Source organism: Pseudoclavibacter terrae, assembly GCF_008831075.1.
GTDB lineage: Bacteria > Actinomycetota > Actinomycetes > Actinomycetales > Microbacteriaceae > Pseudoclavibacter > Pseudoclavibacter terrae.
On sequence record NZ_WBJX01000003.1, the window covers coordinates 217,998 to 241,361 of the forward strand.

Annotated in this window: 24 protein-coding genes; 6 read left to right on the forward strand and 18 right to left on the reverse strand. The window is 69.1% G+C overall.

Translation table 11 applies throughout. From position 1 onward, the window contains the following. Positions 1 to 43 precede the first annotated feature (43 nt). Genes F8O03_RS10490 through F8O03_RS18075 form a run of 3 tightly spaced genes read right to left on the reverse strand, consistent with a single transcriptional unit; the run spans position 44 to position 2,825 of the window. Positions 44 to 1,135 (reverse strand): alcohol dehydrogenase catalytic domain-containing protein, encoded by a 1,092-nt coding sequence (locus tag F8O03_RS10490; protein ID WP_151423830.1) that lies wholly within the window; start codon positions 1,133 to 1,135, stop codon positions 44 to 46. Between the two features lie 2 nt (positions 1,136 to 1,137). Further along, a complete protein-coding gene (locus F8O03_RS10495) occupies positions 1,138 to 2,655 on the reverse strand; it encodes a purine-cytosine permease family protein (RefSeq protein ID WP_151423831.1) in 1,518 nt (505 codons plus the stop codon). Beyond that, positions 2,652 to 2,825 (reverse strand): hypothetical protein, encoded by a 174-nt coding sequence (locus tag F8O03_RS18075; protein ID WP_156475794.1) that lies wholly within the window; start codon positions 2,823 to 2,825, stop codon positions 2,652 to 2,654. The genes F8O03_RS10495 and F8O03_RS18075 overlap by 4 nt, the downstream gene beginning before the upstream one ends. A gap of 162 nt (positions 2,826 to 2,987) precedes the next feature. Here F8O03_RS18075 and F8O03_RS10500 point away from each other — a divergent pair, with 162 nt between their 5' ends. Next, complete coding sequence (locus F8O03_RS10500) at positions 2,988 to 3,812, forward strand: nitrilase-related carbon-nitrogen hydrolase (protein WP_151423832.1); 825 nt, start codon at positions 2,988 to 2,990, stop codon at positions 3,810 to 3,812. 180 nt (positions 3,813 to 3,992) lie between these two features. Continuing rightward, entirely contained in the window at positions 3,993 to 4,973 is a 981-nt protein-coding gene (locus F8O03_RS10505) for an aldo/keto reductase (protein ID WP_151423833.1), read from the forward strand. 55 nt (positions 4,974 to 5,028) lie between these two features. Here F8O03_RS10505 and F8O03_RS10510 read toward each other — a convergent pair whose 3' ends face one another. From F8O03_RS10510 to F8O03_RS10535, 6 genes are all read right to left on the reverse strand, one after another. Continuing rightward, on the reverse strand, positions 5,029 to 5,487 hold the full coding sequence (locus tag F8O03_RS10510) for a Fur family transcriptional regulator (RefSeq protein ID WP_151423834.1): 459 nt from the start codon (positions 5,485 to 5,487) through the stop codon (positions 5,029 to 5,031). A gap of 1 nt (position 5,488) precedes the next feature. Then, positions 5,489 to 6,325: a metal ABC transporter permease gene (locus F8O03_RS10515; RefSeq protein ID WP_167516546.1), complete on the reverse strand. Its 837-nt coding sequence runs from the start codon at positions 6,323 to 6,325 to the stop codon at positions 5,489 to 5,491. A gap of 2 nt (positions 6,326 to 6,327) precedes the next feature. Further along, on the reverse strand, positions 6,328 to 7,239 hold the full coding sequence (locus F8O03_RS10520) for a metal ABC transporter permease (protein ID WP_167516547.1): 912 nt from the start codon (positions 7,237 to 7,239) through the stop codon (positions 6,328 to 6,330). After that, entirely contained in the window at positions 7,236 to 8,045 is an 810-nt protein-coding gene (locus F8O03_RS10525; protein ID WP_151423837.1) for a metal ABC transporter ATP-binding protein, read from the reverse strand. Before F8O03_RS10525 ends, F8O03_RS10520 begins: the two co-directional genes overlap by 4 nt. Next, positions 8,042 to 9,148, reverse strand: coding sequence for a metal ABC transporter substrate-binding protein (locus F8O03_RS10530; protein ID WP_244296179.1), 1,107 nt, complete (start codon positions 9,146 to 9,148; stop codon positions 8,042 to 8,044). The genes F8O03_RS10525 and F8O03_RS10530 overlap by 4 nt, the downstream gene beginning before the upstream one ends. 271 nt (positions 9,149 to 9,419) lie before the next feature. Then, the gene (locus F8O03_RS10535; protein ID WP_151423839.1) at positions 9,420 to 10,322 is read right to left on the reverse strand and encodes a LysR family transcriptional regulator; all 903 of its coding nucleotides are present in this window, start codon (positions 10,320 to 10,322) and stop codon (positions 9,420 to 9,422) included. A 92-nt stretch (positions 10,323 to 10,414) separates the two neighbouring features. Here F8O03_RS10535 and F8O03_RS10540 point away from each other — a divergent pair, with 92 nt between their 5' ends. Continuing rightward, positions 10,415 to 11,395: an EamA family transporter gene (locus F8O03_RS10540; RefSeq protein WP_208851846.1), complete on the forward strand. Its 981-nt coding sequence runs from the start codon at positions 10,415 to 10,417 to the stop codon at positions 11,393 to 11,395. Here the strand turns inward: F8O03_RS10540 and F8O03_RS10545 are convergent. The 4 genes from F8O03_RS10545 to F8O03_RS10560 form a co-directional block, all read right to left on the reverse strand. Continuing rightward, positions 11,372 to 12,118: a hypothetical protein gene (locus F8O03_RS10545; RefSeq protein ID WP_151423840.1), complete on the reverse strand. Its 747-nt coding sequence runs from the start codon at positions 12,116 to 12,118 to the stop codon at positions 11,372 to 11,374. The genes F8O03_RS10540 and F8O03_RS10545 overlap by 24 nt on opposite strands. Before the next feature lie 100 nt (positions 12,119 to 12,218). Continuing rightward, on the reverse strand, positions 12,219 to 13,652 hold the full coding sequence (locus F8O03_RS10550; RefSeq protein ID WP_151423841.1) for a dihydrolipoamide acetyltransferase family protein: 1,434 nt from the start codon (positions 13,650 to 13,652) through the stop codon (positions 12,219 to 12,221). A gap of 56 nt (positions 13,653 to 13,708) precedes the next feature. Continuing rightward, positions 13,709 to 14,674: an alpha-ketoacid dehydrogenase subunit beta gene (locus F8O03_RS10555; RefSeq protein ID WP_104254611.1), complete on the reverse strand. Its 966-nt coding sequence runs from the start codon at positions 14,672 to 14,674 to the stop codon at positions 13,709 to 13,711. A 62-nt stretch (positions 14,675 to 14,736) separates the two neighbouring features. Beyond that, positions 14,737 to 15,867 carry a thiamine pyrophosphate-dependent dehydrogenase E1 component subunit alpha gene (locus tag F8O03_RS10560; protein WP_151423842.1) on the reverse strand — a complete coding sequence of 377 codons (1,131 nt, stop codon included), beginning with the start codon at positions 15,865 to 15,867 and terminating at the stop codon, positions 14,737 to 14,739. A gap of 189 nt (positions 15,868 to 16,056) precedes the next feature. On the opposite strand from F8O03_RS10560, the gene F8O03_RS10565 reads away from it, so the two are divergent. Further along, positions 16,057 to 16,476 carry a phage holin family protein gene (locus F8O03_RS10565; protein WP_104254339.1) on the forward strand — a complete coding sequence of 140 codons (420 nt, stop codon included), beginning with the start codon at positions 16,057 to 16,059 and terminating at the stop codon, positions 16,474 to 16,476. Here the strand turns inward: F8O03_RS10565 and F8O03_RS10570 are convergent, their stop codons facing one another. From F8O03_RS10570 to F8O03_RS10580, 3 genes are all read right to left on the reverse strand, one after another. After that, complete coding sequence (locus F8O03_RS10570) at positions 16,477 to 18,075, reverse strand: SLC13 family permease (RefSeq protein ID WP_151423843.1); 1,599 nt, start codon at positions 18,073 to 18,075, stop codon at positions 16,477 to 16,479. A 109-nt stretch (positions 18,076 to 18,184) separates the two neighbouring features. Further along, positions 18,185 to 19,651, reverse strand: coding sequence for an alpha/beta hydrolase (locus F8O03_RS10575; protein WP_151423844.1), 1,467 nt, complete (start codon positions 19,649 to 19,651; stop codon positions 18,185 to 18,187). After that, the gene (locus F8O03_RS10580; protein WP_151423845.1) at positions 19,648 to 20,001 is read right to left on the reverse strand and encodes a hypothetical protein; all 354 of its coding nucleotides are present in this window, start codon (positions 19,999 to 20,001) and stop codon (positions 19,648 to 19,650) included. Before F8O03_RS10580 ends, F8O03_RS10575 begins: the two co-directional genes overlap by 4 nt. 198 nt (positions 20,002 to 20,199) lie before the next feature. On the opposite strand from F8O03_RS10580, the gene F8O03_RS10585 reads away from it, so the two are divergent. Continuing rightward, positions 20,200 to 20,754: a low molecular weight protein-tyrosine-phosphatase gene (locus F8O03_RS10585; protein ID WP_308471317.1), complete on the forward strand. Its 555-nt coding sequence runs from the start codon at positions 20,200 to 20,202 to the stop codon at positions 20,752 to 20,754. Then, the gene (gene purB / locus F8O03_RS10590) at positions 20,751 to 22,133 is read left to right on the forward strand and encodes an adenylosuccinate lyase (protein WP_151423846.1); all 1,383 of its coding nucleotides are present in this window, start codon (positions 20,751 to 20,753) and stop codon (positions 22,131 to 22,133) included. Before F8O03_RS10585 ends, purB begins: the two co-directional genes overlap by 4 nt. A gap of 21 nt (positions 22,134 to 22,154) precedes the next feature. On the opposite strand, the gene F8O03_RS10595 is transcribed toward purB, so the two are convergent. Together F8O03_RS10595 and F8O03_RS10600 are read right to left on the reverse strand one after the other, a co-directional pair. After that, positions 22,155 to 22,640 carry a hypothetical protein gene (locus F8O03_RS10595; RefSeq protein WP_151423847.1) on the reverse strand — a complete coding sequence of 162 codons (486 nt, stop codon included), beginning with the start codon at positions 22,638 to 22,640 and terminating at the stop codon, positions 22,155 to 22,157. A 7-nt stretch (positions 22,641 to 22,647) separates the two neighbouring features. After that, on the reverse strand, positions 22,648 to 23,301 hold the full coding sequence (locus F8O03_RS10600) for a DUF308 domain-containing protein (protein WP_146079210.1): 654 nt from the start codon (positions 23,299 to 23,301) through the stop codon (positions 22,648 to 22,650). Between the last annotated feature and the right edge of the window lie 63 nt (positions 23,302 to 23,364).

The window sequence follows — 23,364 nt, forward strand, 5'->3', positions numbered from 1 at the left end:
ACTCCCTCGTTCTCAGCGCACGACATCTGCGCGAGCGTTCATCTCAGAAGACTATGACGCTTCGCGCTCGCTCGCCTCTTCGCATGGCGTCGAACGCCTCGTTGACCTCGCTCAGCTGGATGCGTTCGCTGATGAGCTTGTCGACGGGGAGTCGCCCTGCGAGGTAGAGCGCGGCGAGCTTCGGGAAGTCGCGTCCCGGCACGGTCGAGCCGTAGTTGGTGCCGAGGAGGCGCTTGCCGGTCTCTGCGAGGGCGAGCGCGTCGAACGACACGGGGGCGTCCGCAGGCGGGAGTCCGACGATGACGGCGGTACCGCCCGGCGCGATGAGTCCTGGCAGCGATTCGATGGTCTGCACGCGGCCGATGGCCTCGAACGCGTACTCGGCACCGCCGCGGGTGATCTCCGCCACCTGGGCCGCGAGGTCGGGGCCGGGAACGATCGTGTGGGTGGCGCCGAGCTCGCGCGCGGCGGCGAGCTTGTCCTCGTTGAGGTCGACCGCGATGATCGGGTTCGCGCCCACGAGCTGCAGCCCCATGATGATGCTGAGTCCGACGCCGCCGGCACCGACGACCACCGCCGACTCTCCCGCGTCGACTTCGGCGTCGTTGACGACCGTGCCGACGCCTGTCGCGATCGAGCAGCCGATGAGGCTGGCCACGTCGTACGGCACCTCCTTCGGCACCTTGATGGCGGCCGACTCCGGGACCACCGCGTATTCGCTCATGGTGCCTGCCGTGAGGTACGGGTACACCGGCTCCCCGTCGAGGGCGAGCGGCGTCGTGCCATCGGGCAGCAGGCACTCCTCGCTGCGGCTGCCCGTGCACACGAACGCGCGGCCGCTGAGGCAGGCCGTGCAGCGGCGGCACGGGTAGAACCAGCTGAGGATGACGTGGTCTCCTGGTTCGACGTCGATGACGCCCTCGCCGATGGCGACGACCTCGCCGGCACCCTCGTGGCCCATGACGGTGGGCGAGGGCAGCTGCCAGTCGCCGTCGAGCACGTGCCGGTCGGAGCCGCAGACGCCGGATGCGCCGAGCTTCACGAGCACGGTCCCCGGTCCTGGCTCAGCGACCTCGATCTCGCGGATCTGGAGTTCGCTGCTTCCCTCGAAGTGAACTGCCGCTTGTGCGCGCATGGTCAGACCCCTTTCCGGGTGGTCGTGTGCTGAGTGGTTGAAGAGGTTGCACCGTCGCCCGGCTTGTCCGCGAAGGCCCCGACGCCGCGGCGCCGGTGGAGGAGCTGGGCGAGCAGCAGGTAGACGCCGCCCGAGAGCACGGTGGCGGGCGCGGATGCGGTGAGCAGCAGGAAGAGCGGGTGCGTCTCGAGGGTCACCGGGTTGTAGATCCACAGGTAGAAGGCGGCGCCGACGACCACGGAGGCGATTCCGGCCCAGTTCACGCCTCCAGTGAAGTGGTAGGCGCTGTCACTGCGGAGCTTGTAGAGGTCTGGCAGGCGAACCCACTGGCGTCGGAGCACGAAGTAGTCGGCGAGGATCGCGCCGCACATGGCGGCGAGGAAGGCGCCGGAGATCGTGACGAAGACCATGAACTGCTGGTACATGAAGTCGGGGAAGAACGTGAGGATCGCGGGGAGCACGAAGAACGCGCCGCAGAGGAGCGGCCAGGGCACGCGCCCGAGGAGGTTGCCGCTCGCCTGCCTGATCGCGAGCACCGTCGAGTAGACGATCGACGACATGCTCGTGATGTTGGCGAACGAGATGAACAGCAGCATGAACGCGCCGAGGATCGGACCGCCGAGGGGCAGCATCCACACCGTCGGGTCGGAGTCGCCGAGTGTGAGCGCCGCCGCCATGCCGACGATCTGCGCGACGAGCGTGCCCACGATGAGGCCGGTGAACGCGGGCCAGAGGGCGGCCTTCGGGGAGCGGGTCATGCGCGCCATCGATCCCATGACGGGGTACCAGGAGAAGCCGACGGCGACGTTGAACTCTACGGCGAGCATGAAGTTGAGCTGCGATTCGTCGAACGGTGCGAGCGGTTCCGCGGCGAACAGCGCCTCCCATGAGGTGTTCGCGACGAGGAAGAACAGCATGAAGACCGTCACGAGCACGAGGCCAGGCGCGACGAAGCGGTTGAGCTTGCCGATGGTGACGGGGCCGCGCGAGAGGATGAGCCACGCGATGACGATCGCGACGAGTCCGACCGCGGTCACGAGGAAGCTGCCAGAGCCGAAGTCGGTGCCGGCGGCGCCGTTGGCGACCTGCGTGACGGCCCGACCGACCATGATGGCGAGCAGCGACGACCAGCCCATCTCCGTGACGAGGATCACGGTGAAGACCAGCACGCCGACTCCGATGAGCCCGAAGACGGGGCGGAGGATCGTGTACTGCTCGACCCCGAAGCGCGCGCTCGCGGCCGTCGCGGCCGGCACCATGATCCCGAGCCCGATGGCGTTGCCGATGACCATCGCGGCGATACCGTCCTGGAATCCGACGAGCAGCGCCGTCGAGCCGCCGACGAGGAACGCCCACGTCGCGATCGCGAGGCTCAGGTTGACCCAGCTGTAGTCCCAGCCCGACCAGATGCGCTCCTTCTTGAGGAGCGGCAGCGAGCCGAAGGTCGCGGCCTGGTCGAGTTCGGCGGATGCGCCCTCGATCTTGCGCGCGACCCCGCCGCGCTCGGATGCGCCGCTCACAGGATCACCACGAGTGCGCCGACGGCGACGAGGGCGACGCACGTGAGGGCGAAGAGTCCGATGTCACGACCGCTCAGCGGGTCGTGTGCGACGTCACCGGCTTCGGTGGTCGCGATAGTGTCGAGTCGTCTCGCGAGATCGGCCGTGATCTCCGGGTCGCGCATATCCATGGGGTCCTGCCCTCGTCGTCGAAACCAGATCAACCGAATTACTTTCGGTTTCGGCTATCTTGGGCGGTGTCACCCACCGTGTCAAGAGATATTCTCGGGACATGATGCCGACACCCGGCCAGGGTGGGACTCGACAGGCACCGAAACGATGTGAGGCTGGCAATGGCGCTGATTTCCGTACTGCAGGCACAGGGCACCGTCGGCGCGATCGACGACAACCTCAAGGCGCTGCGCTCCTTCGCCGAGCGGGCCGCCGGTGACGGCACCGACATCCTCGTCACCCCGGAGCTTTTCGCGACCGGCTACGCCCCGGCGAAGGTCGCCGCCGAAGACGGCTCCGCCATCCGCGAGCGGATCGCGCAGATCGCGGCCGACCTGCGGATCGCGATCGTCGCATCCACTGTCGAGCACACGGTCGAGCGCTCGGCCGGGTTCGCCGCGAACGCGACCACCGAACGCCGCTTCATCTCGGCGTCGCTCTTCGGCAGCGACGGGAACGAGCTCACCCGCTACCGGAAGTCGAATCTCTTCGGCGGCGAGGAGCAGGAGGTCTTCGACCTCGGGGATGCGCCAGCCGAGGTCATCGAGCTCGCCGGCCTGAGGGTGGCACTCGCCATCTGCTACGACATCGAGTTCCCCGAGATCGCGCGCCGCGCGGCCGTCGCGGGCGCCGAGGCGCTGCTCATCCCGACAGCCGTCCCCTCGACGGGCGACGTCGAGGGCGGGCAGCCGGGCCACTCGTACAACGCCGAGGTCATCTCGACTCATATGGTGCCCGTCCGCGCCCTCGAGAACGGGCTCTACATCGCCTACGCGAACCACTCCGGCCCCGGATTCACGGGGCTCAGCACCATCGCGAGCCCCTACGGCAACACGCTCGCCATGGCCGGCCGCGACGATGCTGAGCTGCTGAGCGCCGAGTTCCTGTCCTCCGAGGTTGCGAAGGCCCGCGAGGTCAACACCTACCTGCAGGACCTGCGCCCGTAGTCCCGCGCGCCACTCCCCGCACCTCGCCGGAGCGCAACCGCTGCCAGTCGAGTCGCCGTTCTGGAGCACCCACAACGGCACTCTGACTGGCAGCGATGAGCAGTCGCTGCCCACCGCCTCGGAGCCGCGCGGGCACCGTGCACTCGGCACCGGGTCAGGTGCGGCGCGTTAGCATCTGGCATGCTTCAGCGAACCCTCGGTCGTACTGGCCGCCCCGTGTCCATCGTCGGTCTCGGCACCTGGCAGCTCGGCGCCGACTGGGGTGACGTGGATGAGCGTGCTGCGCTCGACGTGCTCGGCGCGGCCGTCGGCGACGGCGTCACGTTCTTCGACACCGCCGACGTCTACGGCGACGGCCGCAGCGAGTCGCTGATCGGCACGTTCCGCCGCGAGAACCCCGACGTTGACGTCTTCGTCGCCACGAAGATGGGCCGCCGAGGCCCGCAGGACCCGGCCGAGTTCACGCTCGACAACTTCCGGGACTGGACGGACCGCTCGCGCAGGAACCTCGGCGTGGACACCCTCGACCTGGTGCAGCTCCACTGCCCGCCGACGCCGGTGTTCTCCAACGACGCCGTCTACGACGCGCTCGACACCCTCGTCGACGAGGGCGCCATCGCCGCGTACGGCGTCAGCGTGGAGACGGCCGACGAAGCACTCGCGGCGATCGCCCGGCCGGGAACAGCCTCGGTGCAGATCATCCTCAACGCATTCCGCCTGAAGCCGCTCGATCGGGTGCTGCCAGCGGCGCGGGAAGCCGGCGTCGGCATCATCGCGCGCGTTCCCCTCGCCTCGGGGCTGCTGAGCGGCAAGTACACGAAGGACACGACCTTCGCGGCCGACGATCACCGCACCTACAACGGCGACGGCAGCGCGTTCGACGTCGGCGAGACCTTCTCGGGCGTCGACTTCGCCACGGGTGTCGAGGCCGCCCGCGCGTTCGCGGCCGCGCTTCCCGAGGGCGTCTCTCCGGCTCCTGCCGCCATCGCCTGGGTCGCGGCCCAGGACGGTGTCACCAGCGTCATCCCCGGTGCACGCAACCCGGCGCAGGTGCACTCGAACACCTCCGCCGCGTCGCTGCAGCTCCCGGACGGTCTCGACGCCAAGGTGCACGAGATCTACGACCGCTTCTTCCGCGCGACCGTGCACACCCGCTGGTGAATCTGCGTCCGCGGAGCGCACGCCCCGCGGACGCCTCACCATGCTGTCGCGAGGGTTAGGCGGACGCTTCCGCGAGCGCCGTGCACTTCGGGCAGAGGCCGAAGATGTCGACGACGTGCCTCGCCTGCGTGTAGCCGTGCTTCGCGGCGACGCTCGCCGCCCACTGCTCGACCGGATCGGCCGTGATCTCGACGGCGGCTCCGCAGTTGCGGCAGATGAGGTGGTGGTGGTGCTCGCCCATCTCGCAGGCGCGGTAGACAACCTCGCCCTCTGCGTTCTGCAGCGAGTCGGCCTCTTCGCTCTCGCTGAGCGCCCCGAGCGTGCGATAGACGGTCGCGAGCCCGATGCGCTCCCCCGCGGCTGACAGCCGCTGATGCAGCACCTGCGCGCTCACGAACTCCGGCGACTCGGCCAGGGCCCGACGCACGGCCTCGCGCTGGCGAGTGTTCCGCTTGACGGGGGCCGCGGGTGCTGCAGTGGCGCCGCCGTTCTCGCCGTTCGTCTCGTCGCTCATATCAGCCGACGATACCCGGGGCGGATGCGCGGTGCGAGACGCCCTGCGCGAACCGCTGCGTGATCGCCTTCGCGCACAACGCGACCACGAAGATCGCGACCGCGGCAAGCGCCATCGAGCCGCCGGCCGCGAACGACAGCGACCGCGAGACCTGGAGCCCGACGACCGCCGCCGTGACACCGAACGCGCAGGCGAGCGCGAGCATCCAGCCGATGCGCTTCGTGAGCAGGCGGGCGGCGGCGGCCGGGGCGGCGATCATGGCGATCGCGAGGATGGACCCGATGGCCGGCATCGCGACCACGACGGTGAGCGTGATGAGAGCCAGCGCGACGAGGTCCCACGTGCCCTCTCGGAAGCCTGCCGCGCGGAAGCCGCGGGTGTCGAAGCTGGAGAACAGCAGCTCCTTGCCGAAGAGCGCGTAGACGAGCGCGACCACCACGAGCGCGCCGCCGAGCAGCCACACGTTGGTGGGGTTCATGGCGAGGATCGACCCCGTCAGGTACGAGTCGACGCGCACCGACTGGCCGCGGTTCAGGGACGCGAACAGCATGCCGAGCGCGTAGCCGAAGCTCAGGACGATGCCGGCGGCGACCTGCTTGCCCTGCCTCGGCACGCGCGAGAGCGCCGCCATGAGGGCCACGAGCAGCAGGCTGAAGATGGACGCGCCCACCACGATGTTGATGCCGGCGACGGCCGCGAAGACGCCGCCTGGGAACGTCGCGTGCGTGAGGGCGACCGTGTAGAACGCGCGCTGGCGCAGCAGCACGAGCACGCCGACGAGGCCGCTGAGGAGGCCGACGAGCGCACCGGTGAGGAGTGCGAGGGAGAAGTAGTCCACGGCTACGAGACCACCTCGGCGCGTGCTGGCGTCGCGACGCGGGTTGCCGTTGCGCGCCCACGACCGCGGCGCGACGACCCGAGCGCGGCCAGCCTCGTCGCGGCCACGACCACGAGGTACAGCGCGACGAGCACCAGCACGAGCACGGCGCTCGGGGAGGCCTGGATGCCCGCATCCAGCGACAGCCAGAGCCCCGCCCAGAGACCCACGAGTCCGCAGGCGACCGAGACGAGCAGCGAGACTGCGACGATCGCCCACACTCGGCGCACGAGGAGGCGCGCGACGGCGACGGGCACGATCAGCAGGGCGAGGACGAGGAGGTTGCCGACCGCGCGAGCGGCCGCGACGACCACCAGCGCGATGGCGATGTTGAGGACCAGTTCGTAGGCGAGCACCCGCAGGCCAGACGCTTGCGCCTGCTTGCGGTCGAAGGAGATGAGCAGCTGCTCCTTCCAGGTGGCGAGCACCAGCAGAATCGCGGCACCGCCGAGCACGCAGATCGCGACGATGTCGCCACTGGAGACGGTGAGCAGCTGCCCGAACAGCAGGTGCTCGAGGCCAGACGCGTAGTCGACGCTGCGCGAGACGATGACGATGCCGAGCGAGAACGCGCCGGCGAGCACCACCGCGATGGTCGCATCCGAGCCGATGCCCTTGGACGTGGCGATCGTCAGGGCCACCGTCGCGAGGAGCGCCGCGATGCCCGCTCCGACGTAGACGCCGTCGGTGCCAGCGGCGATGAAGCCGATCACCACGCCGGGGAACACCGAGTGCACGAGCCCATCGCTGAGGAACTCGAGGCCGCGCAGCGCGAGGGCCGTGCCCACGATCGCGCTCGCGACGGCGAGCACGATGATGGCGATGGCCGCGCTCTGCACGAACGGCAGCTGCAGCAGGATCGAGAGGTCGGTCACACCCGGGCCCGCTCGTGCTCGTCCGCGTCGTCGCCGCCCGGCGCGCACAGCGTGCCGTGGGCGCCGCCGTGCGCTTCCGTGTCGGCGGACGTGCCGGAGAAGGCGGCCGCGAGCGCCGTATCCGTCAGCGCCTCAGAGATCGGGCCACCCGCGATCTGCCGCCCGTTCAGCAGCAGCACATGCGAGCACACCTCGTGGGCGAGCTCGAGGTCGTGCGTGGAGACGACGATGCCGACGCCCGTCTCCCGGAGGCGAAGCAGGGTCGCGATGAGCGCGTCCCGGTTCGTGCGGTCGAGGCCGTTGAAAGGCTCGTCGAGCAGGATGAGCTTGGGCTCGGTCGCAAGCGCGCGTGCGAGGAGGGCGCGCTGGCGCTGCCCTCCGGAGAGCTCGCCGAACGTGGTCTTCGCGAGGTCCGTCAGCCCAACCGTCTCGATCGCGCGCCGAACCACCTCGCGGTCAGCGGCCCCTGGCCAGCGGAACAGACCGAGGCGACGGTAGCGGCCCATCATGACCACCTGGCCGAGCGAGACGGGGAAGTCGGGGTCGATGTGCGTCGACTGCGGCAGGTAGCCCACCTCGGAAGCGCGGGCCCCTGGAGTAGTGCCGAGCACCTCGGCGGTGCCGGTCGTCGGCAGCAACCCGAGGAGCGACTGCAGCAGCGTGGACTTGCCGGCGCCGTTGGGGCCGAGCAGCGCGACCGCGTCGCCCTGCCCCACCTCGAACGACACGCCGGTCAACGCGGGCGCCTCCCTGCCATAGGCAATGGAGGCGTCGCGGTACGAGACGAGGGGGCTGCGCTGCGTCACTGCTGGGCAAGCACCTCAGGCACGTCGGTCGCTGTCGCGCCCCAGGATTCGATGATCATCTGAGTATTGTGCACCGTCGCACCGACATACGTGCCAGTCGGGGTGCCCGGCTCGCCGAGCGCATCCGTCGCGAGCGCCTTGTCGCCCGAGAAGACCTTCGCGCCGGTCTGCGCTGCGATGGTTTCCGCGTTCTGCGGTGAAAGCTGCGTCTCGGTGAAGATCGCCTTCACGTCGTGCTCCTTGATCTCGGCGATGAGGGCGTCGATCTCGGCCGCGCTCGGCTCGGCGCTGTCGTCGAAGCTCGGCATGATCGAGCCGACGAACGTGATGCCGTACTGCTCGAGGTAGTAGTGGAGCGCGTCGTGGTTCGTGACGACGACCCGATCGGCCTCGGGCACCGCGTCGACGTTCGCAGCGATCCACGTGTCGAGCTCGGTGAGCTCGGCGTCATACGCGTCGGCGTTCGCCTGCACCGCGGCGGCGTCGATGCCGGGCAGCTCCTCGAGGTGCGTCGCGATCTCGGTCGCCATGAGCTTCGCGTTGGCGGGCGAGGTCCACGTGTGCGGGTTGCCCTCGGCGTGCTCGTCGGCTCCGGCTGTCGTCTCCTCTGCGTGAGCGTGCTCGTCACCCTCAGCGTGATCGTGCTCTTCACCCTCGGCGTGGTCGTGGCCTTCCTCGGCGTGCGCTTCCTCACCGTGGTCGTGCTCGTGGCTGCCCGAGAGGGTGACGTCGGCGGACGCATCCACCACTTCGCCCGCGTATCCGCTCGACGAGACGGCCGCGTCGAGCCATTCCTCGAGGCCGGCGCCGCTCGAGACGACGAGGTCCGCTGAGCCGAGCGCGACGAGGTCGGCGGGGGTGGGCTCGAAGCTGTGCGCGCTCATGCCGGGCTGCAGCAGCTGCGTGACCTCGACGTTGAGGCCGTCGGTGAGCTCACGCGTGAAGTCGGCCACCTGCGTGGTCGTCGCGACGACGGTGAATGCCTCGCCCTCCGCAGTGGGGGCAGCGGATGCGTCGCTGCCGGCCGCCGGGCCGGAGCACGCCGCGAGGGCGAGCGTCGAGAGTCCGGCGAGGGCGATGAGGGAGGGTGCGCGAAGGTTCACCAGTGGAGTCTAAAGCGTACTGAGAATCAATGTCAATTGAGCCGGTGCCGCACGTCCTGCGCGTGCGCCTGCGACAGAGTTGTGGGCATCTGCGCTCCAAGCTCGCGCCGACAACATCCCCCCACAACTCTTTCCCGACGCCGCAGCCGGCCGCCTGCCGCCCCGGCCGCCCCGCCCAAAGCACCGCCGGCCAGAGTTGTGGCGAAGCGCTCTTCAACGAAACCTGAACCGCATCACGCCACAACCCTGGCCAGCGATTTCGCGCTCACGCTCACGGCGAGGCCCGCGTTGCAGCCTCGGTGATCGCTTCGCGGAACGCGCGGATGGCGGGATGCTGGGCCCGCCCGTCGCGCACGGCCGTGAACAGCACACGGTGCGGGTCGCCTGGCAAGGCGACCAGGCGCATTCCGGCGAGGTGCTGGGCGGCGATGATCTCCGACATGAACGACACTGCGTGGCCCGTCCGCACGAGGTGCGCATGCAGCAGCGGGTCGGTGGTCTCGAAGCGGACGATTGCCTCGAACCCCGCCGCCCTGCAGGTGGCTCGCTCCCAGCGCCCTGTCGTGCTGCCCTCCGGATCAACGGCCCAGGATGCGTCCGACAGGGCGGCGATGTCGCTGTCGAGGTCAGCGAAGGGCCCCGTGGTCGGCATGGCGAGGCGCAGCGCATCCGTCGTGAAGTCCTCTCGGTGGACGCCAGCACGGTGCGGCTCGGGCACCCCCGGGTACTCCTCGCCGAGAATCAGGTCGAAGTCGTGCGCGAGCAGCCCCTCGTAGGCGCTTGTCACCTCGCGCTGCGTGATCTCGACCTGCAGACCGGGGTGACGCTCGGCGAGCAGCGTCAGCGCAATGGGGCCGATCGACAGCAGCACGCTCTGGAACGAGGCGACCCGCAGCGTGCCGCGCACCTCGGTCTGCGCCGCGGCGAGCTCGGCCTCCGCCCGCTCGAGGCGCGCGAGCACCACCTCGGTGTGCTCGACGAGCGCGATCGCGTCCGCCGTGAGCAGCACCCGTCGCCCCGAGCGCTCGAGCAGCCGCACGCCGACCTCGCGCTCGAGCACCGCGAGCTGCTGTGAGATCGCCGACGGCGTGTACGAGAGCGAGCGTGCGACTTCGCTGAGGGTGCCGAGCCGGCGCAGCTCGCGGAGCATGCGCAGGCGGGAGAGGTTGAGCATGCTCTTCACCCCTTCTCTGTTAGCTGCGCTACATGTTATGCGTGAGAGACGTTCACTAGACTAAACACGCGTCCCTGATCGACAGTTGGCTCATGACCACCCCAGCGACCCGACCAACCACACCGTCCGCTGCCGCCACCGGCGTCGGCGTCGGCGTCGGTTTCGGCGTCGGAACACGCGCCGGCATCCGACCAAGCGGCACCATGCCAGCCGTCGCGATGATCCTCGCGTCCTGCATCTCCCTGCAGTTCGGGGCCGCGCTCGCGATGCAGCTCTTCCCGGAACTCGGCAGCTGGGGCGTCACCACCTTGCGACTGCTGCTCGCCGCCGGGGTGCTGCTGCTCGTGGCCCGCCCACGCATCCTGAGCTGGTCGCGACGCCAGTGGATGCACGTGCTGCTGTTCGGAGTCGCGATCGCGGGCATGAACGGGTTCTTCTTCGCGTCGCTCGCGCTCATCCCACTGGGTCCCGCCGTGGCCATCGAGTTCATCGGGCCGCTGACGCTCGCGGCCGTGCTCTCTCGCAAACCCCAGCACTTGGCCTGGGTCGGCCTGGCCCTTGTGGGCATGGCGCTGCTCGGGGTGGAGAGCTTCGACTCCGGGGAGCCGCTCGACCCGCTCGGGGTGCTGTTCACGCTCATCGCTGGCGGGTTCTGGGCCGGGTACATCCTCATCGGCGCCCGAGTCGGTGCCTGGGTCCCCGGGACGGGAGGCCTGGCGGTCGCGTTCGCGGTGGCGGGCGTGCTCACGATGCCGCTCGGATTCGGGGGCGTCGCCGCAGCGGTGGCGGCCCCCTGGCTCCTCCTCTTGGCCCTCGGCACGGCGATGCTGTCGTCGGTTGTCCCGTATTCACTCGAGTTCGCAGCCCTGCGGCGCGTACCGAAGCACGTGTTCGGCGTGCTGCTGAGCCTGGAGCCCGTCATGGCCGCGCTCTCCGGCTGGCTACTGCTCGGTCAGGACGTCGGCCTGCTCGCGATCATCGCGATCTTCCTGGTCGTCGCCGCGAGCGCAGGGTCCACGCTGAGCTCCGTGCAGGAGCGGCGTCCGGCCTCAGCCGCCAGAGCGACGGCATGAGACCAGCGTCGGCTTGACGTACCAGTCGTCGTTGTTGCCCGAGTTCGTGCCTGCAGCCATGGTGAAGCGCATGCGCAGTTCGACCGTGCCCGTCGATGCCGCCGTGTACGTGACCGTCGTGGTGTAGACAGCACCGGCGACGCCGCCGTACCCGGGCGCATTCACGCGGGGACCGCCGACCGTGCAGCTCGCCGGCGGATTCATGAAGACGCTCGGGTTCGCGCCTGCCGCGGTCTGCGTGTGGCCACGGAACAGCACCTGGCGCGTGGTCCCCGTGCCGATATCGAAGATCGCGGTCGAGTTGATGGTCGCGCAGGTTGCCCCGCCCCCGGCAGCGATGTACCCCTTGCCGGCCTGGACGTTGAACCGGATCGTGTAGACCGTGTTGGAGACGACACTCATCTGCACCGTGCTGGTGACGAGCGTCGCCCCGGAGACCGTTGCGGCCGAGTCCGTGAACGCTCGGAAGAACGGCGTCCCCACGTTCGGGCTCGGAGTGGCCGTGGTTGTCCAGGCCGCTGGCGCGTCGTTCGGGTTCGACCCCAGCGTCGTCGTCCAGCCGGAGGTGCCGGTTCCGTTGGCCTGCGGGATCTGCGTGGGAGCGCAGGACACCACTTGGGAGGCGGCAGCGGCCGGTGCCATGGAGGCGACGGCGACGACGGGCGCGGCCCAGGCACCGGCGGTGAGGAGCGTCCTACGGGAAGTGACGTGGGTTTCTTGCACGGAGCGGTTCCATTCAGAGGAGCAGCCCGAAGTACAACCAAGCTGGGACGAAAGCCCCTAAGTTACCACACATTCACTCGAACCCCGCTTCTGCCTGCCGTCAGTCGAGCAGCAGCGCGGGCTCCTCCACGATGGTCGCCACGTCGGCGAGGAAGCGGCTCGCGACGTCGCCGTCGACGAGGCGGTGGTCGAACGACGCCCCGAGGGTCGTCACCATGCGCGGGCGGACCTCATCCTCGAACACCCACGGCTTCAGCTTGATCGTGCCGAGCGCGAGGATGCCGACCTCGCCCGGGTTGATGACGGGCGTGCCCGTGTCCATGCCGAAGACACCGATGTTGGTGATTGTGAACGTTCCGTCGCGCATCTCCGTCGGCGGCGTCTTGCCGTCACGCGCGCGGTACGTGAGCTGCTCGATCGCCTGCGCCAGCTGGTGCAGGGTCATGGCGTGCGCGTCCTTGATGTTCGGCACGATGAGCCCGCGCGGGGTCGCGGCGGCGAGGCCAAGGTTCACGTAGTGCTTGACCGTGTACTCCTCGTCGGTCCACGCCGCGTTCACCATGGGGTTGCGACGGATCGCCCACATCACGGCGCGCGCCACGATCAGCAGCGGCGAGACCTTCACGCCAGCGAAGTCGGGCGACGCCTTGAGTCGCTTCACGAACTCCATCGTGCGGGTCGCGTCCACATCGGTGAACAGCGTGACGTGCGGGGCCGTGAACATCGACGACACCATGGCGTTCGCCGTCGCCTTCCGCACGCCCTTGACGGGGTGCTTCTCCTCGCGCACCTCGCCCCAGATGGGGGTCTCGAGGTTCTTGAAGACGCTCGCCTGCTGCGCGTGGCGGATGACGTCGTCGCGCGTCGTCTCACCGGCGAGGCCGGTTGGCTCCACCTGCGACAGGTCGACACCCAGGTCCTTCGCGAGCTTGCGGATGGGAGGCTTCGCGATGATCGGCGATGCGGATGCGGCGGGCACCGACCCGGGTCGCGCCTGCGTCTGCGCTCCTGCCGCAGCCGGCGCCTGGGCCTGTGCGGGCGGGCGGTGCGAGGGCTGAGCCGGAGCCGGGATCTGCGCGGGGCGCGTCGGCTGGGCTGGCGCCGCCGACTTCTTGCGGCGGCGGGTCGTGGGCGCGTCGCCGAGGCCGTAGCCGACGAGGACCGAGTTGGCGCCGGACTCGGCGCCCTCCGTGGAGACGGTCGAAGCCGCATCCGCCTGTGCCGCGTCGAACTCGAGGTCGGCTGCCGGCGCTTGGGGAGCCGCGGCGGGCGCCTCGCTGCCGCTGCTGGCGCCGGCGGTCTCGATGGAGAGGATGTGCTTGCCCACGTCGACCGTCTGGCCTTCGCTCGCGAAGAGCTCGACGACGCGACCCTCGAAGGGGCTCGGCAGCTCGACGATCGACTTGGCGGTCTCGATCTCGCACAGCGTCTGGTTCAGTTCGACGGTGTCGCCGGCCTTGACGTGCCAGGAGACGATCTCGGCCTCGGTGAGTCCCTCGCCGACGTCGGGGAGTTCGAAGTTCTCGGTGCTCATATGCGTGCTGGTCTCTATCTGTGCGTCAGGGTGCGTGCGGGCGTCGGGTGCCGAGGTCAGTACTCGAGCGAGCGGTCGACGGCTTCGAGGATGCGGTCCGCGTCCGGCAGGTAGCTCGCCTCGAGCTTGGCTGGCGGGAAGGGCACGTTGAAGCCCGACACGCGAAGCACGGGGGCCTCGAGCGAGAAGAACACCCGCTCCTGCACGGTCGCGGCGATCTCGGAGCCGATGCTCGCGTTCGAGGGCGCTTCCTGTGCGACGACGAGGTGACCCGTCTTGCGAACGGACTCGACGATGGGCGCGTAGTCGATGGGGCTCAGCGAGCGGAGGTCGATGACCTCGATGCTGATGCCCTCGTTCTCGGCCACGGCGGCGGCCTGCAGAGCGACTGCGGTCATGGCGCCGTGCGCGACGACCGTCGCGTCGGTGCCGGTGCGGGCCACGCGGCTCGCGTGCATCCCCGCGGCAGGAGCGCCGAGGCTGACCTCGCCCTTCTGCCAGTACTTGCTCTTCGGCTCGAAGAACATGACGGGGTCGTTGCTCTTGATGGCCTGCTGGATCATCCAGTAGGCGTCGTTGGGCGTCGACGGGGAGATGAGGCGCAGGCCGGCTGTGTGGGCGAAGTACGCCTCGGGGCTCTCCTGGTGGTGCTCGACGGCGCCGATGTGCCCGCCGTATGGCACCCGGATGACGACCGGCATCTGCAGGCGGCCCTCGTTGCGGTTCGTGAGCTTCGCGAGCTGCGTCGTGATCTGGTCGAACCCGGGGAAGATGAACCCGTCGAACTGGATCTCGCACACGGGCCGGTAGCCGCGCATGGCGAGGCCGATGGCGGTGCCGATGATGCCGGACTCCGCGAGCGGGGTGTCGAGCACGCGGTTCGCCCCGAAGTCGCGCTTCAGGTGCTCGGTGACGCGGAAGACGCCGCCGAGCGTGCCGATGTCCTCACCCAGTTGGACGACCTTGTCGTCGTCCTCCATGGCGCGGCGCAGGCCGGCGTTGATGGCCTTCGCGAGCGGCATCGTGACCGTCTCCGGCGCATCCGCCTCAGGCCCGCTCTGGGTGGTGCTCGTGGCGACGTCGGTCATCGGCTTGCCTCCTGGTTCGCGGCCTCGTCGAAGGACGCCTCGTATCGGCGCAGCCACTGCTTCTCTTCCTCGAGCTGCGGGTGCGCGTCGCTGTACACGTTGTCGAACATCGAGTCGTTGTCCGGCTCTTCGATCTCGAAGACGCCGCGACGCACGTCGGCCGCGTAGTCCTTCGCCGCCTCATCGACACCGGCGAAGAAGTCCTCGCCGACGCCCTGGCCGCGCAGGTAGGCGCCGAGCCGGGCGATGGGGTCGCGGCGACGCCACGACTCCTCTTCGTCCTTCGTGCGGTACTTGGTGGGGTCGTCGGTCGTGGTGTGCGCGCCGATGCGGTACGTCTCAGCTTCGATGAAGCCGGGGCCGCCGCCCGCGCGCGCCCGTTCGAGGTGCGCACGCGTCACGGCGAAGCTCGCCATGACATCGTTGCCGTCGATGTGCGTCGAGGGCATGCCGAAGCCGCCCGCGCGCTTGTAGAGCGGGTTGTTCGCCTGCACGGAGACGGGCACGGAGATCGCCCACTGGTTGTTCTGCAGGAAGAAGACGAGCGGCACCTGGTAGCTCGTCGCGAAGACGTAGGCCTCGTTGGTGTCGCCCTGGCTCGTCGCGCCGTCGCCGAAGTAGACGACGGTCGCCTCGTCCTTGTCGAGGTCGCCGGTGCCCGTGGCCCCGTCGAACTTCTGGCCGAGCGCGTAGCCGGTGGCGTGGAGGGTCTGAGAGCCGATGACGAGCGTGTAGGGACGCACGCCGTGGCCTTCCGGCGACCATCCGCTGTGGGTCACGCCGCGCAGCAGGCGCAGCACGTCGACGAGGTCCACGCCGCGCACGAACGCGACGCCGTGCTCGCGGTAGGAGGGGAACACCGCGTCCTGCGGACGCATGGCGTAGGCGGAGCCGATCTGCGCGGCCTCCTGGCCTTCGGCCGGGACGTAGAGCGACAGCTGGCCCTGGCGCTGCAGCATGGTCGACTCGCGGTCGAATGCTCGCACGTAGCTCATGTCGCGGTACGCGCGGAGGTAGTCCTCGGTGCCCAGCAGCTCGAGCTGCTCCAGGAAGGGCTCGGCGGCCTTCGTCGGCTTCACCTCTCCCTCTGGGGTGAGGATCTGCACGGTCTCGTCGCCTGGAGTCACGTCGTGTGGCGCCTTCCTGCTGTTCCGATCCCGAATGCGGTTGCCCGAGATTTCGCCAGTCTAGTTCTCCGCCCCACCTCGGTTCAGGAGAAATCCTCCAACAGTTCGGGCAGACCCTGCACGAGATGGACGAGGGGATGGTGTCGGCCGACCCAGGCCGTTCCCCGCGGCATCGGGGAGAATACGCGTATGCGAGCCCTCTTGAGCATCATCATCAACGCCGTCGCCCTCTGGGTTGTGACCCTCATCCTGCAGTCGCACGTGCAGGTGGTCCCGTTCGAGGACTCGACGTGGGGCGTCATCGGAACGCTCACGCTGTTCGGTCTCATCTGGGGTGTCGTGAATGCCGTGGTCGGCGGCTTCGTGCGGGTCGTCGCGTTCCCCCTGTACATCCTCACGCTCGGGCTCATCTCGTTCATCGTGAACGGGTTCCTCTTCTGGCTGGTCGGTGTCATCAGCGAGAGCATCGGCTTCGGCATCGAGGTCTCCGGCTTCTGGTGGGCGGTGCTCGCGGCGCTCATCATGTCGGTCATCACGTCGATCCTCGGCGCCTGGGTCCGTGGTGCCGATTCGAAGCTCAAGAGCGACAGGCGCCGCCGCGAGGACTAGCTAGTACACGATCGTGAACACCCACACCGCGAGGGTCATCGTGGTGGCGCTGATGAGCACGATGCTGACGAGGTTGAGCCACAGTCCGCCCTTCACCATCTGACTGATCGTGACGTAGCCGGTTCCGAAGACCACGGCGTTGGGTGGGGTCGCGACGGGCAGCATGAAGGCGCACGTCGCCGCGAGGGCGACGGGGATGGTGAGCAGGAGCGGATCGACGCCGATGCCGCCGGCGATGCCACCCACGAGCGGGAGGAACGTGGCGGCTGTCGCCGTGTTCGAGGTGATCTCCGTGAGGAAGAGGATCGCCGCCGCAAGGATCACGACCATGAGCACGACCGGGAGGCCGCCGATCGCCTGGGAGGCATCACCGATCCATTCGGTGAGGCCGGAGGACGAGAACTGTGCCGAGAGTGCCAGGCCCCCGCCGAAGAGGAGCAGCACGCCCCACGGAAGCTTGACCGCTGATTCCCAGTCGAGCAGGCGCACACCGCGCTCTGCACCTGCGGGGATGAGGAACAGGAGGAGGCCGGCCGCGAGCGCGATGCCGGCATCGGTGATGGGAGGGCTCTCGAAGAGGAGCGGAATCGCGATCCAGCTGACCGCGGCCAGGACGAAGATAGCCAGGACGAGTTTCTCCCCGGTCGCCACCGGCCCCAGCTTGCTGATCTCGTGGCCGATGACTTCGCGGCCGCCTGGGATTCGCTCGACTTCGGGCTTGAACAGCACCTTGACCAAGAGCCACCAGGCGATGCTGAGGAGCACGATGGAGAGCGGCAGGCCGACGAGCATCCACTGGCCGAAGCCGATCTGAACGTCGTGCTCCTGCGCCATGTAGGCGACGAGCAGCGCATTCGGCGGGGTGCCGATGATGGTGCCGAGCGAACCTATGGACGCCGCGTAGGCGATGCTGAGCATGAGCCCGACGCCGAACTTCGTCTTGAGTGCGCCCTTGGCGCCTGCGCCCTTCTCGATGACGCCCTTGCGTTCCATGGTGTCGCTCACGAGCTCGAGAACCGAGAGACCGATGGGCAGCATCATGACCGCGGTGGCGGTGTTCGACACCCACATGGAGAGGAAGCCGGTGGCGATCATGAACCCGGCGATGATCGCGCCGGTGCGCTCCCCCATGAGTTTCAGCACCATGAGTGCGATCCGTCGGTGAAGGTTCCAACGCTGCATCGAGAGCGCGATGAGAAACCCGCCCATGAACAGGAAGATGATGTCGTTGCCGTAGCTCGCGCCGACGGAGGAGACGTCGATGGGGGCTTCCTCGGTGCCCTCGCCCAGCAGAGGGAAGGCGACGAGCGGGACCAGTGCGGTGGCGGGGATGGGGAGGGCTTCAGTCATCCACCAGACGGCCATGAGCCCGGCAACGGCCGCCGTGAGTCTCGCATCGTGGCTGGCCTCGGCCGGTATGGCCCAATAGAGGAGGCCGGCGAGGGCGATGCCGCCGACGAACCCCAGCCAGCGATTGCGGGTCGTCTTGCCGGAGAAGGCTTCGGCTCGTTCACCCGGGGAGCGCATCTGGGTCTCTGTGCTGGCGGTGGGCAGGGGTGAGAAGTGCTCGGCGTGCTCGCCGGCTCGGCGTTGTGGCATTGCATACTCCCTTGTATGTGTCAGCGCGCGTTGTCGTGTTCTCAACGGTAGGAAACCGGGCTTGGGACGGCCTCAGGAGTCTCGGTGACGTGACTGGTATCGACCACGGTCACGAGCGACGACCCTGAGCTCCGAGTTCGAGCGGACCGTTCTCGATCTCCTCGGTGACCGCCGCGAACTGCTGCTCGATGCGTTCGACGAGGTCCTCAGGTCGCTCATCCATGCCTGGAAGCGGGTCGAGCCGATCGATCGTGTAGAGGTTCGTCTCGGCGATCTGAAGCCCGTCGTACGCCTCGAGCAGGTCGGCCCGGGCTGAAGCAAGGGCGCGGTCGCCGCTCGCGTCGGCGAGGCCGGCGGTGTCGAGGTACCTGGCCTGGGAGTGCGCGGCGAGCGGGTCCTCGTCGAGTGGGGTCACGGCGTCGGCGTCGGCGACCACGATGGTCGAGTCCGAGCCGTCGGGCGCAAGTCCCTGCAGTCCGACGATCGGGTCCTCCCTGTGCTGGATCTCGATGATGGGAGCCTCCCGCCCGCTGCTCCGCTCTTGCTTCTGCAGCTCCAGGCGGAGCCTCTCCGCGTCGATCGGGCCGCCGATGGAGACGAGGCCCTTGATGTCGAACTTGCCCGTGCCGGCGATGGCCGCCGCGACGAGCGCGCCCTGGGAGTAGCCGGCGAACACGACGGCGTCGCCAGGGTCGATGCCGGCAACGTCCATGGCAGCGAGCACGGCGGAGACCGACTGCGCGTCGATACCCGCGTAGGCGGCGAGATTGCCGGCGAGGTCGAAGGGGTTCTCGGTCGTCCCGTACGCCTGGTTCGATGTCCCCGTGATCGCGACCTCGTGGAGCTGCTCGCCGCTCGCGTCGACGTAGCTCGTGATGCGCACCTGAGGTCCGCCGTCGACGGAGGGCGGGATGGCTGCGACGAGGTCGCGAAGGCCGACGGGCGGCGCGCCCCGCCCCTCGAGCGGGACGGCGGCGCTCGTCACCCGGAAACGATCGCTCGGGACGAGGCCGAGGGCACCCGCGCCCGCGAGGGCCCACGAGACGAGGCTGCTGCCATCCGCGCCCGGCATCGGCGGCAGACCGAGGAGGCCGAGCGCGAAGTCGTCGGCGTTCTCGACGGTCACGCGAATGAGGTCCTGGATGCGCGGGTCGCTCAGCGTGGGCGCGTCGCCGGACAGGGCTACGACCGCAGCGATGCCGGCCGCTGGTCCCAGGAGCGCGACCGTGAGCGGCACCGAGCGGCCGAGCGCGTTGGCGATGCTGGCACCGACCGCCTCGACCACGGCCCGAGAGAGGACCTCGGCACGTTCGTAGAGCTCAGCGGCGGTGAGGATGCGGGCGCTCAGCGAGGAGAGCTGCAGCTCGAGCGGTGCACCTCCGTAGAACGCCACTTCGGCTTGTGCGGACGAGGCCGCGAACGGCAGGCCGGATGAGCTCAACCAGGCGTTCGGGGGCATCCACTCCTGCGCGGCGAGGATGGAGCGCAGCACCGTGAAGTCCGCCGCGAGGAGGCCAGCGCGCGCGGCGACGGCCCGGACATCGCTCGCGCCGACGACGACAAGCTCGCCGCTCACCGTGCGCTCAACGCCGCGGATTCGAGGGCGAGGGCATCGTGCACCGACCGGTAGTCCTCTTCCGCGAGTGCGGCCGCGGTGGCGACGAGCGAGATCGCGTCGGCGAGCAGTTCCGCCTCCAGCGCGAGGCACCGTTGCGCGGGCGAACTCCACGTGTCCGCGTTCGCGAGCAGTCTGAGCCCAGAACAGATGTCGCGGGCTCCGGAGTCGAACGCCTGCAGCGCTCGAGCATTGTCGAGCGCCACGAGCTGCAGTTCTCGGAGGATCTGCGCTCGGACGGCGTCGACGGCCGGCAGGGTGGGGCCGATCACCGGCACCGCAATGGGAACGGTTGGCATGGTCTCTGGCATCGGCTGCCGTCCTCTCATTCTTCGAAGGCTTCGATCGTCGAACGCGAACGCGCACCGGAACGGATGCACCAGCCGCGGTGTGCACAGCGTCGCGTCCACAGGCGAATGGTCTGCGAAGTGGGGCCGGGTTCAGCGGCGTTGGAGAAGAGCGGATGAACGGGCACGCGGATGGGCGCGGAATGCGTGACAATGGGCGTCATGGCGAAAAACAGCAAGGACGCGGTCTTTCGCATCATCTTCGTCTGCACGGGCAACATCTGCCGTTCCCCGATGGCCGAGGTCATCTTCCGCGACATGGTCGAGAAGCTCGGGCTCGGCAGCGCCGTCAGCATCGCGTCCGCCGGGACCGGAGAGTGGCACGTCGGCGAGAAAGCAGACCCGCGCACGCAGTCGGCGCTCGAGCGGGCCGGGTTCACGGCCGAGAACCACCGCGCGAAGCAGTTCGAGGTCGACTGGTTCGACACGTTCGACCTCATCGTGACCTTCGATCGCGGCCAGCGGCGCATCCTCAAGGCGTGGGCCTCCGACGACGAGCAGCGCTCGCTCGTGCAGCCACTGCTCACGTTCCATCCCGCGCCTCCCGGCGGGATCACGGAAGTCCCGGACCCGTACTATGGCAACGACCAGCTCTTCGACCACGTGCGCGACATGATCACGAGCGCATGCGAGGAGCTTCTTCGCCAGATCGAGCCCGTCGTCCGGTCGGCCCTCACGTCGCGCGCCGGATCGTCCTCATCCCAAGGAGCACAATGAGCCCCCTCCCTCCCCAGATGCTGAGCCCCCTCGACTCGCGCTACCGCAAGAGCGTCGAAGGCCTCGGCGAGCACCTCTCCGAGGCAGCCCTCAACCGTGCCCGCGTGCACGTCGAGGTCGAGTGGCTGCTGTTCCTCACCGACCGCGAGATGTTCGGGTCGCACAAGATCGACGCCGACAAGGCCGCCGCGTTGCGCGCCGTCGTCACCGACTTCGGCCAGAAGGACATCGACGAGCTCGCCGAGGTCGAGGCTCGCACGCGCCACGACGTGAAGGCCGTCGAGTACTACGTGCGCGCCCGCCTCGAGGAGCTCGGGCTCAGCGAGCTCGCAGAGCTCACCCACTTCGCCTGCACGAGCGAGGACATCAACAACCTCTCGTACGCGGTCACGATCCGCGACGCGGTGAACGACGTCTGGCTTCCGGCCGCCTCAGGTCTCGCCGACCGCATCGCCCAGCTCGCGGTCGAGCTCCGGGATGTGCCCCTGCTGTCGTTGACGCACGGCCAGCCCGCGACGCCGACGACGCTCGGCAAGGAGCTGGCCGTGTTCGCGCACCGCCTGCGCCGCCAGCTGAAGCGCGTCGACGCCACCGAGTACCTCGGCAAGTTCGCCGGCGCGACCGGCAACTTCGCGGCGCACCAGGCGGCGAGCGCCGACACGAACTGGGAGCAGCTCGCCGACGAGTTCGTCACGGGCCTCGGCCTCAGCTGGAACCCGCTGACGACGCAGATCGAGTCGCACGACTGGCAGGCCGAGCTGTACGCCGACGTGTCGCGGTTCAACCGCATCCTGCACAACTTCTGCACCGACGTGTGGACCTACATCTCGCGCGGCGTCTTCCGCCAGATCCCGCAGGCAGGGTCGACGGGTTCGTCGACGATGCCGCACAAGATCAACCCGATCCGCTTCGAGAACGCGGAGGCGAACCTCGAGATCTCGAGCGCCCTCCTCGACTCGCTCGGTTCGACGCTCGTCACCTCTCGCCTGCAGCGCGACCTCACCGACTCGAGCGCGCAGCGCAACATCGGCGTCGCGTTCGGCCACTCGCTGCTCGCGCTCGACAACGCGACACGCGGCCTGCGCGAGATCGCGGTCGACGAGGAGCTGCTCGCGAACGAGCTCGACGGCAACTGGGAGGTGCTCGGCGAGGCGATCCAGACCGTCATCCGCGCCGAGATCGTCGCGGGTCGCTCATCCATCGCGGACCCGTACGCCGTGCTGAAGGACCTCACGCGTGGTCGCCGCATCGGCAAGGCAGAGCTCGTCGAGTTCGTGACGGGCCTCGACATCGGACAGGACGCGAAGGACTCGCTCCTCGCGCTCACGCCCGGCAGCTACACGGGCGCCTCGTCGCGCCTCGTCGACCACCTGGGCTAGACGCTCAGCCCGGTCCGGCGACTACTTGCTGGTGGGGGCCTCGCCCGACGTCGTCTCGTCGAGCGGGGCCTCTTCTGCATCTGCGGTCGGGGTGGATGCGGGGGTGCCGGGGGTCGATGCCGGCTTCTGCTCCGCGACGGGCTCGGCGGATCCTGCGGGCTCGGTGGCCTCGGGGTCCGCGACGACCGGCTCGCTGTTCACGGCTTCCTCGGCGGCCGCACGCTTCGCCGCGCGACTCTCCTCGCCCTCGTCGCTGCGCGAGACGCCCTGCTCGGCGTTCTCGAAGCGGTCGAGGTAGCGCTCGGCGTCGGGGTTCGGCGAGTAGGAGAGCACGAGCATCGCGATCACGAGGATCGCGGCGATGAAGGCGACGCCGGCGAAGATGAGGGCGAGCACGAAGTCCTGCGTGGTGAGCAGCAGGATGAGGAGCACGAATCCGGCCATGACGGCGGAGATGCCGAGCAGTTCGAATGGCTTCAAGACCGCGCGGCGCTTGGGTTGTGTCACTGGGGAATCAGGCTTTCTTGGTGAGTTCTGGCTCGGCGGCCGGCGCATCCGCGAGGATGCCGCGAAGGGTGATGCCTTCGATGACCAGCAGCACGCCGAGCACTGCGAGGTACGCGCCGACGTAGCCGACGGTCTGCACGGATGCGGTGAGGCTGCCCTCGACCTGCTCGAGTCCGCCGTAGTCGACGCGCAGGTCTGGTGGGATGATCGCGACGAGGAGTCCGAGCAGCACCGTGATGGCGCCGGTGATGAGGACCTCTCGGGAGAAGAACTTGGTGGCGCGACCGACTCGGGCGCTGATGAGCTCGAGCACACCCGTGACGAGCGCCCAGGTCGCGACGGTCGCGATGAACGCGGCCGGGGTTGCGTGCTCGATCTCGGCCGTGCCCATGAAGAGGGCGAAGCCGCCCGCGAGGGCTGAGACGACGGCGCGCACGAAGGTGAGGGCGCGGGCCGGGTGGTCCTTGAAGCCGACGGCCTCGAAGCCGATGAGCACGCCGGACGCGAGCGCGAACGCCCCGAAGGTGATGAACCCGAACGAGGCCGAGTGGTCCTGCGAGAAGGTGATGACGGCGGCGATGATCAGCGCGGGCACGGCGCGGGCGATCATCGACATCCACAGGCGTTCCGGTACCGCGGTGGGCCCCACTTGCATCGTCATCGTTCGCTCCTCACGATCTGCGGCCAGTCTACCCAGTGGGTCGTGTGTGGCTCCCCGGCGGGT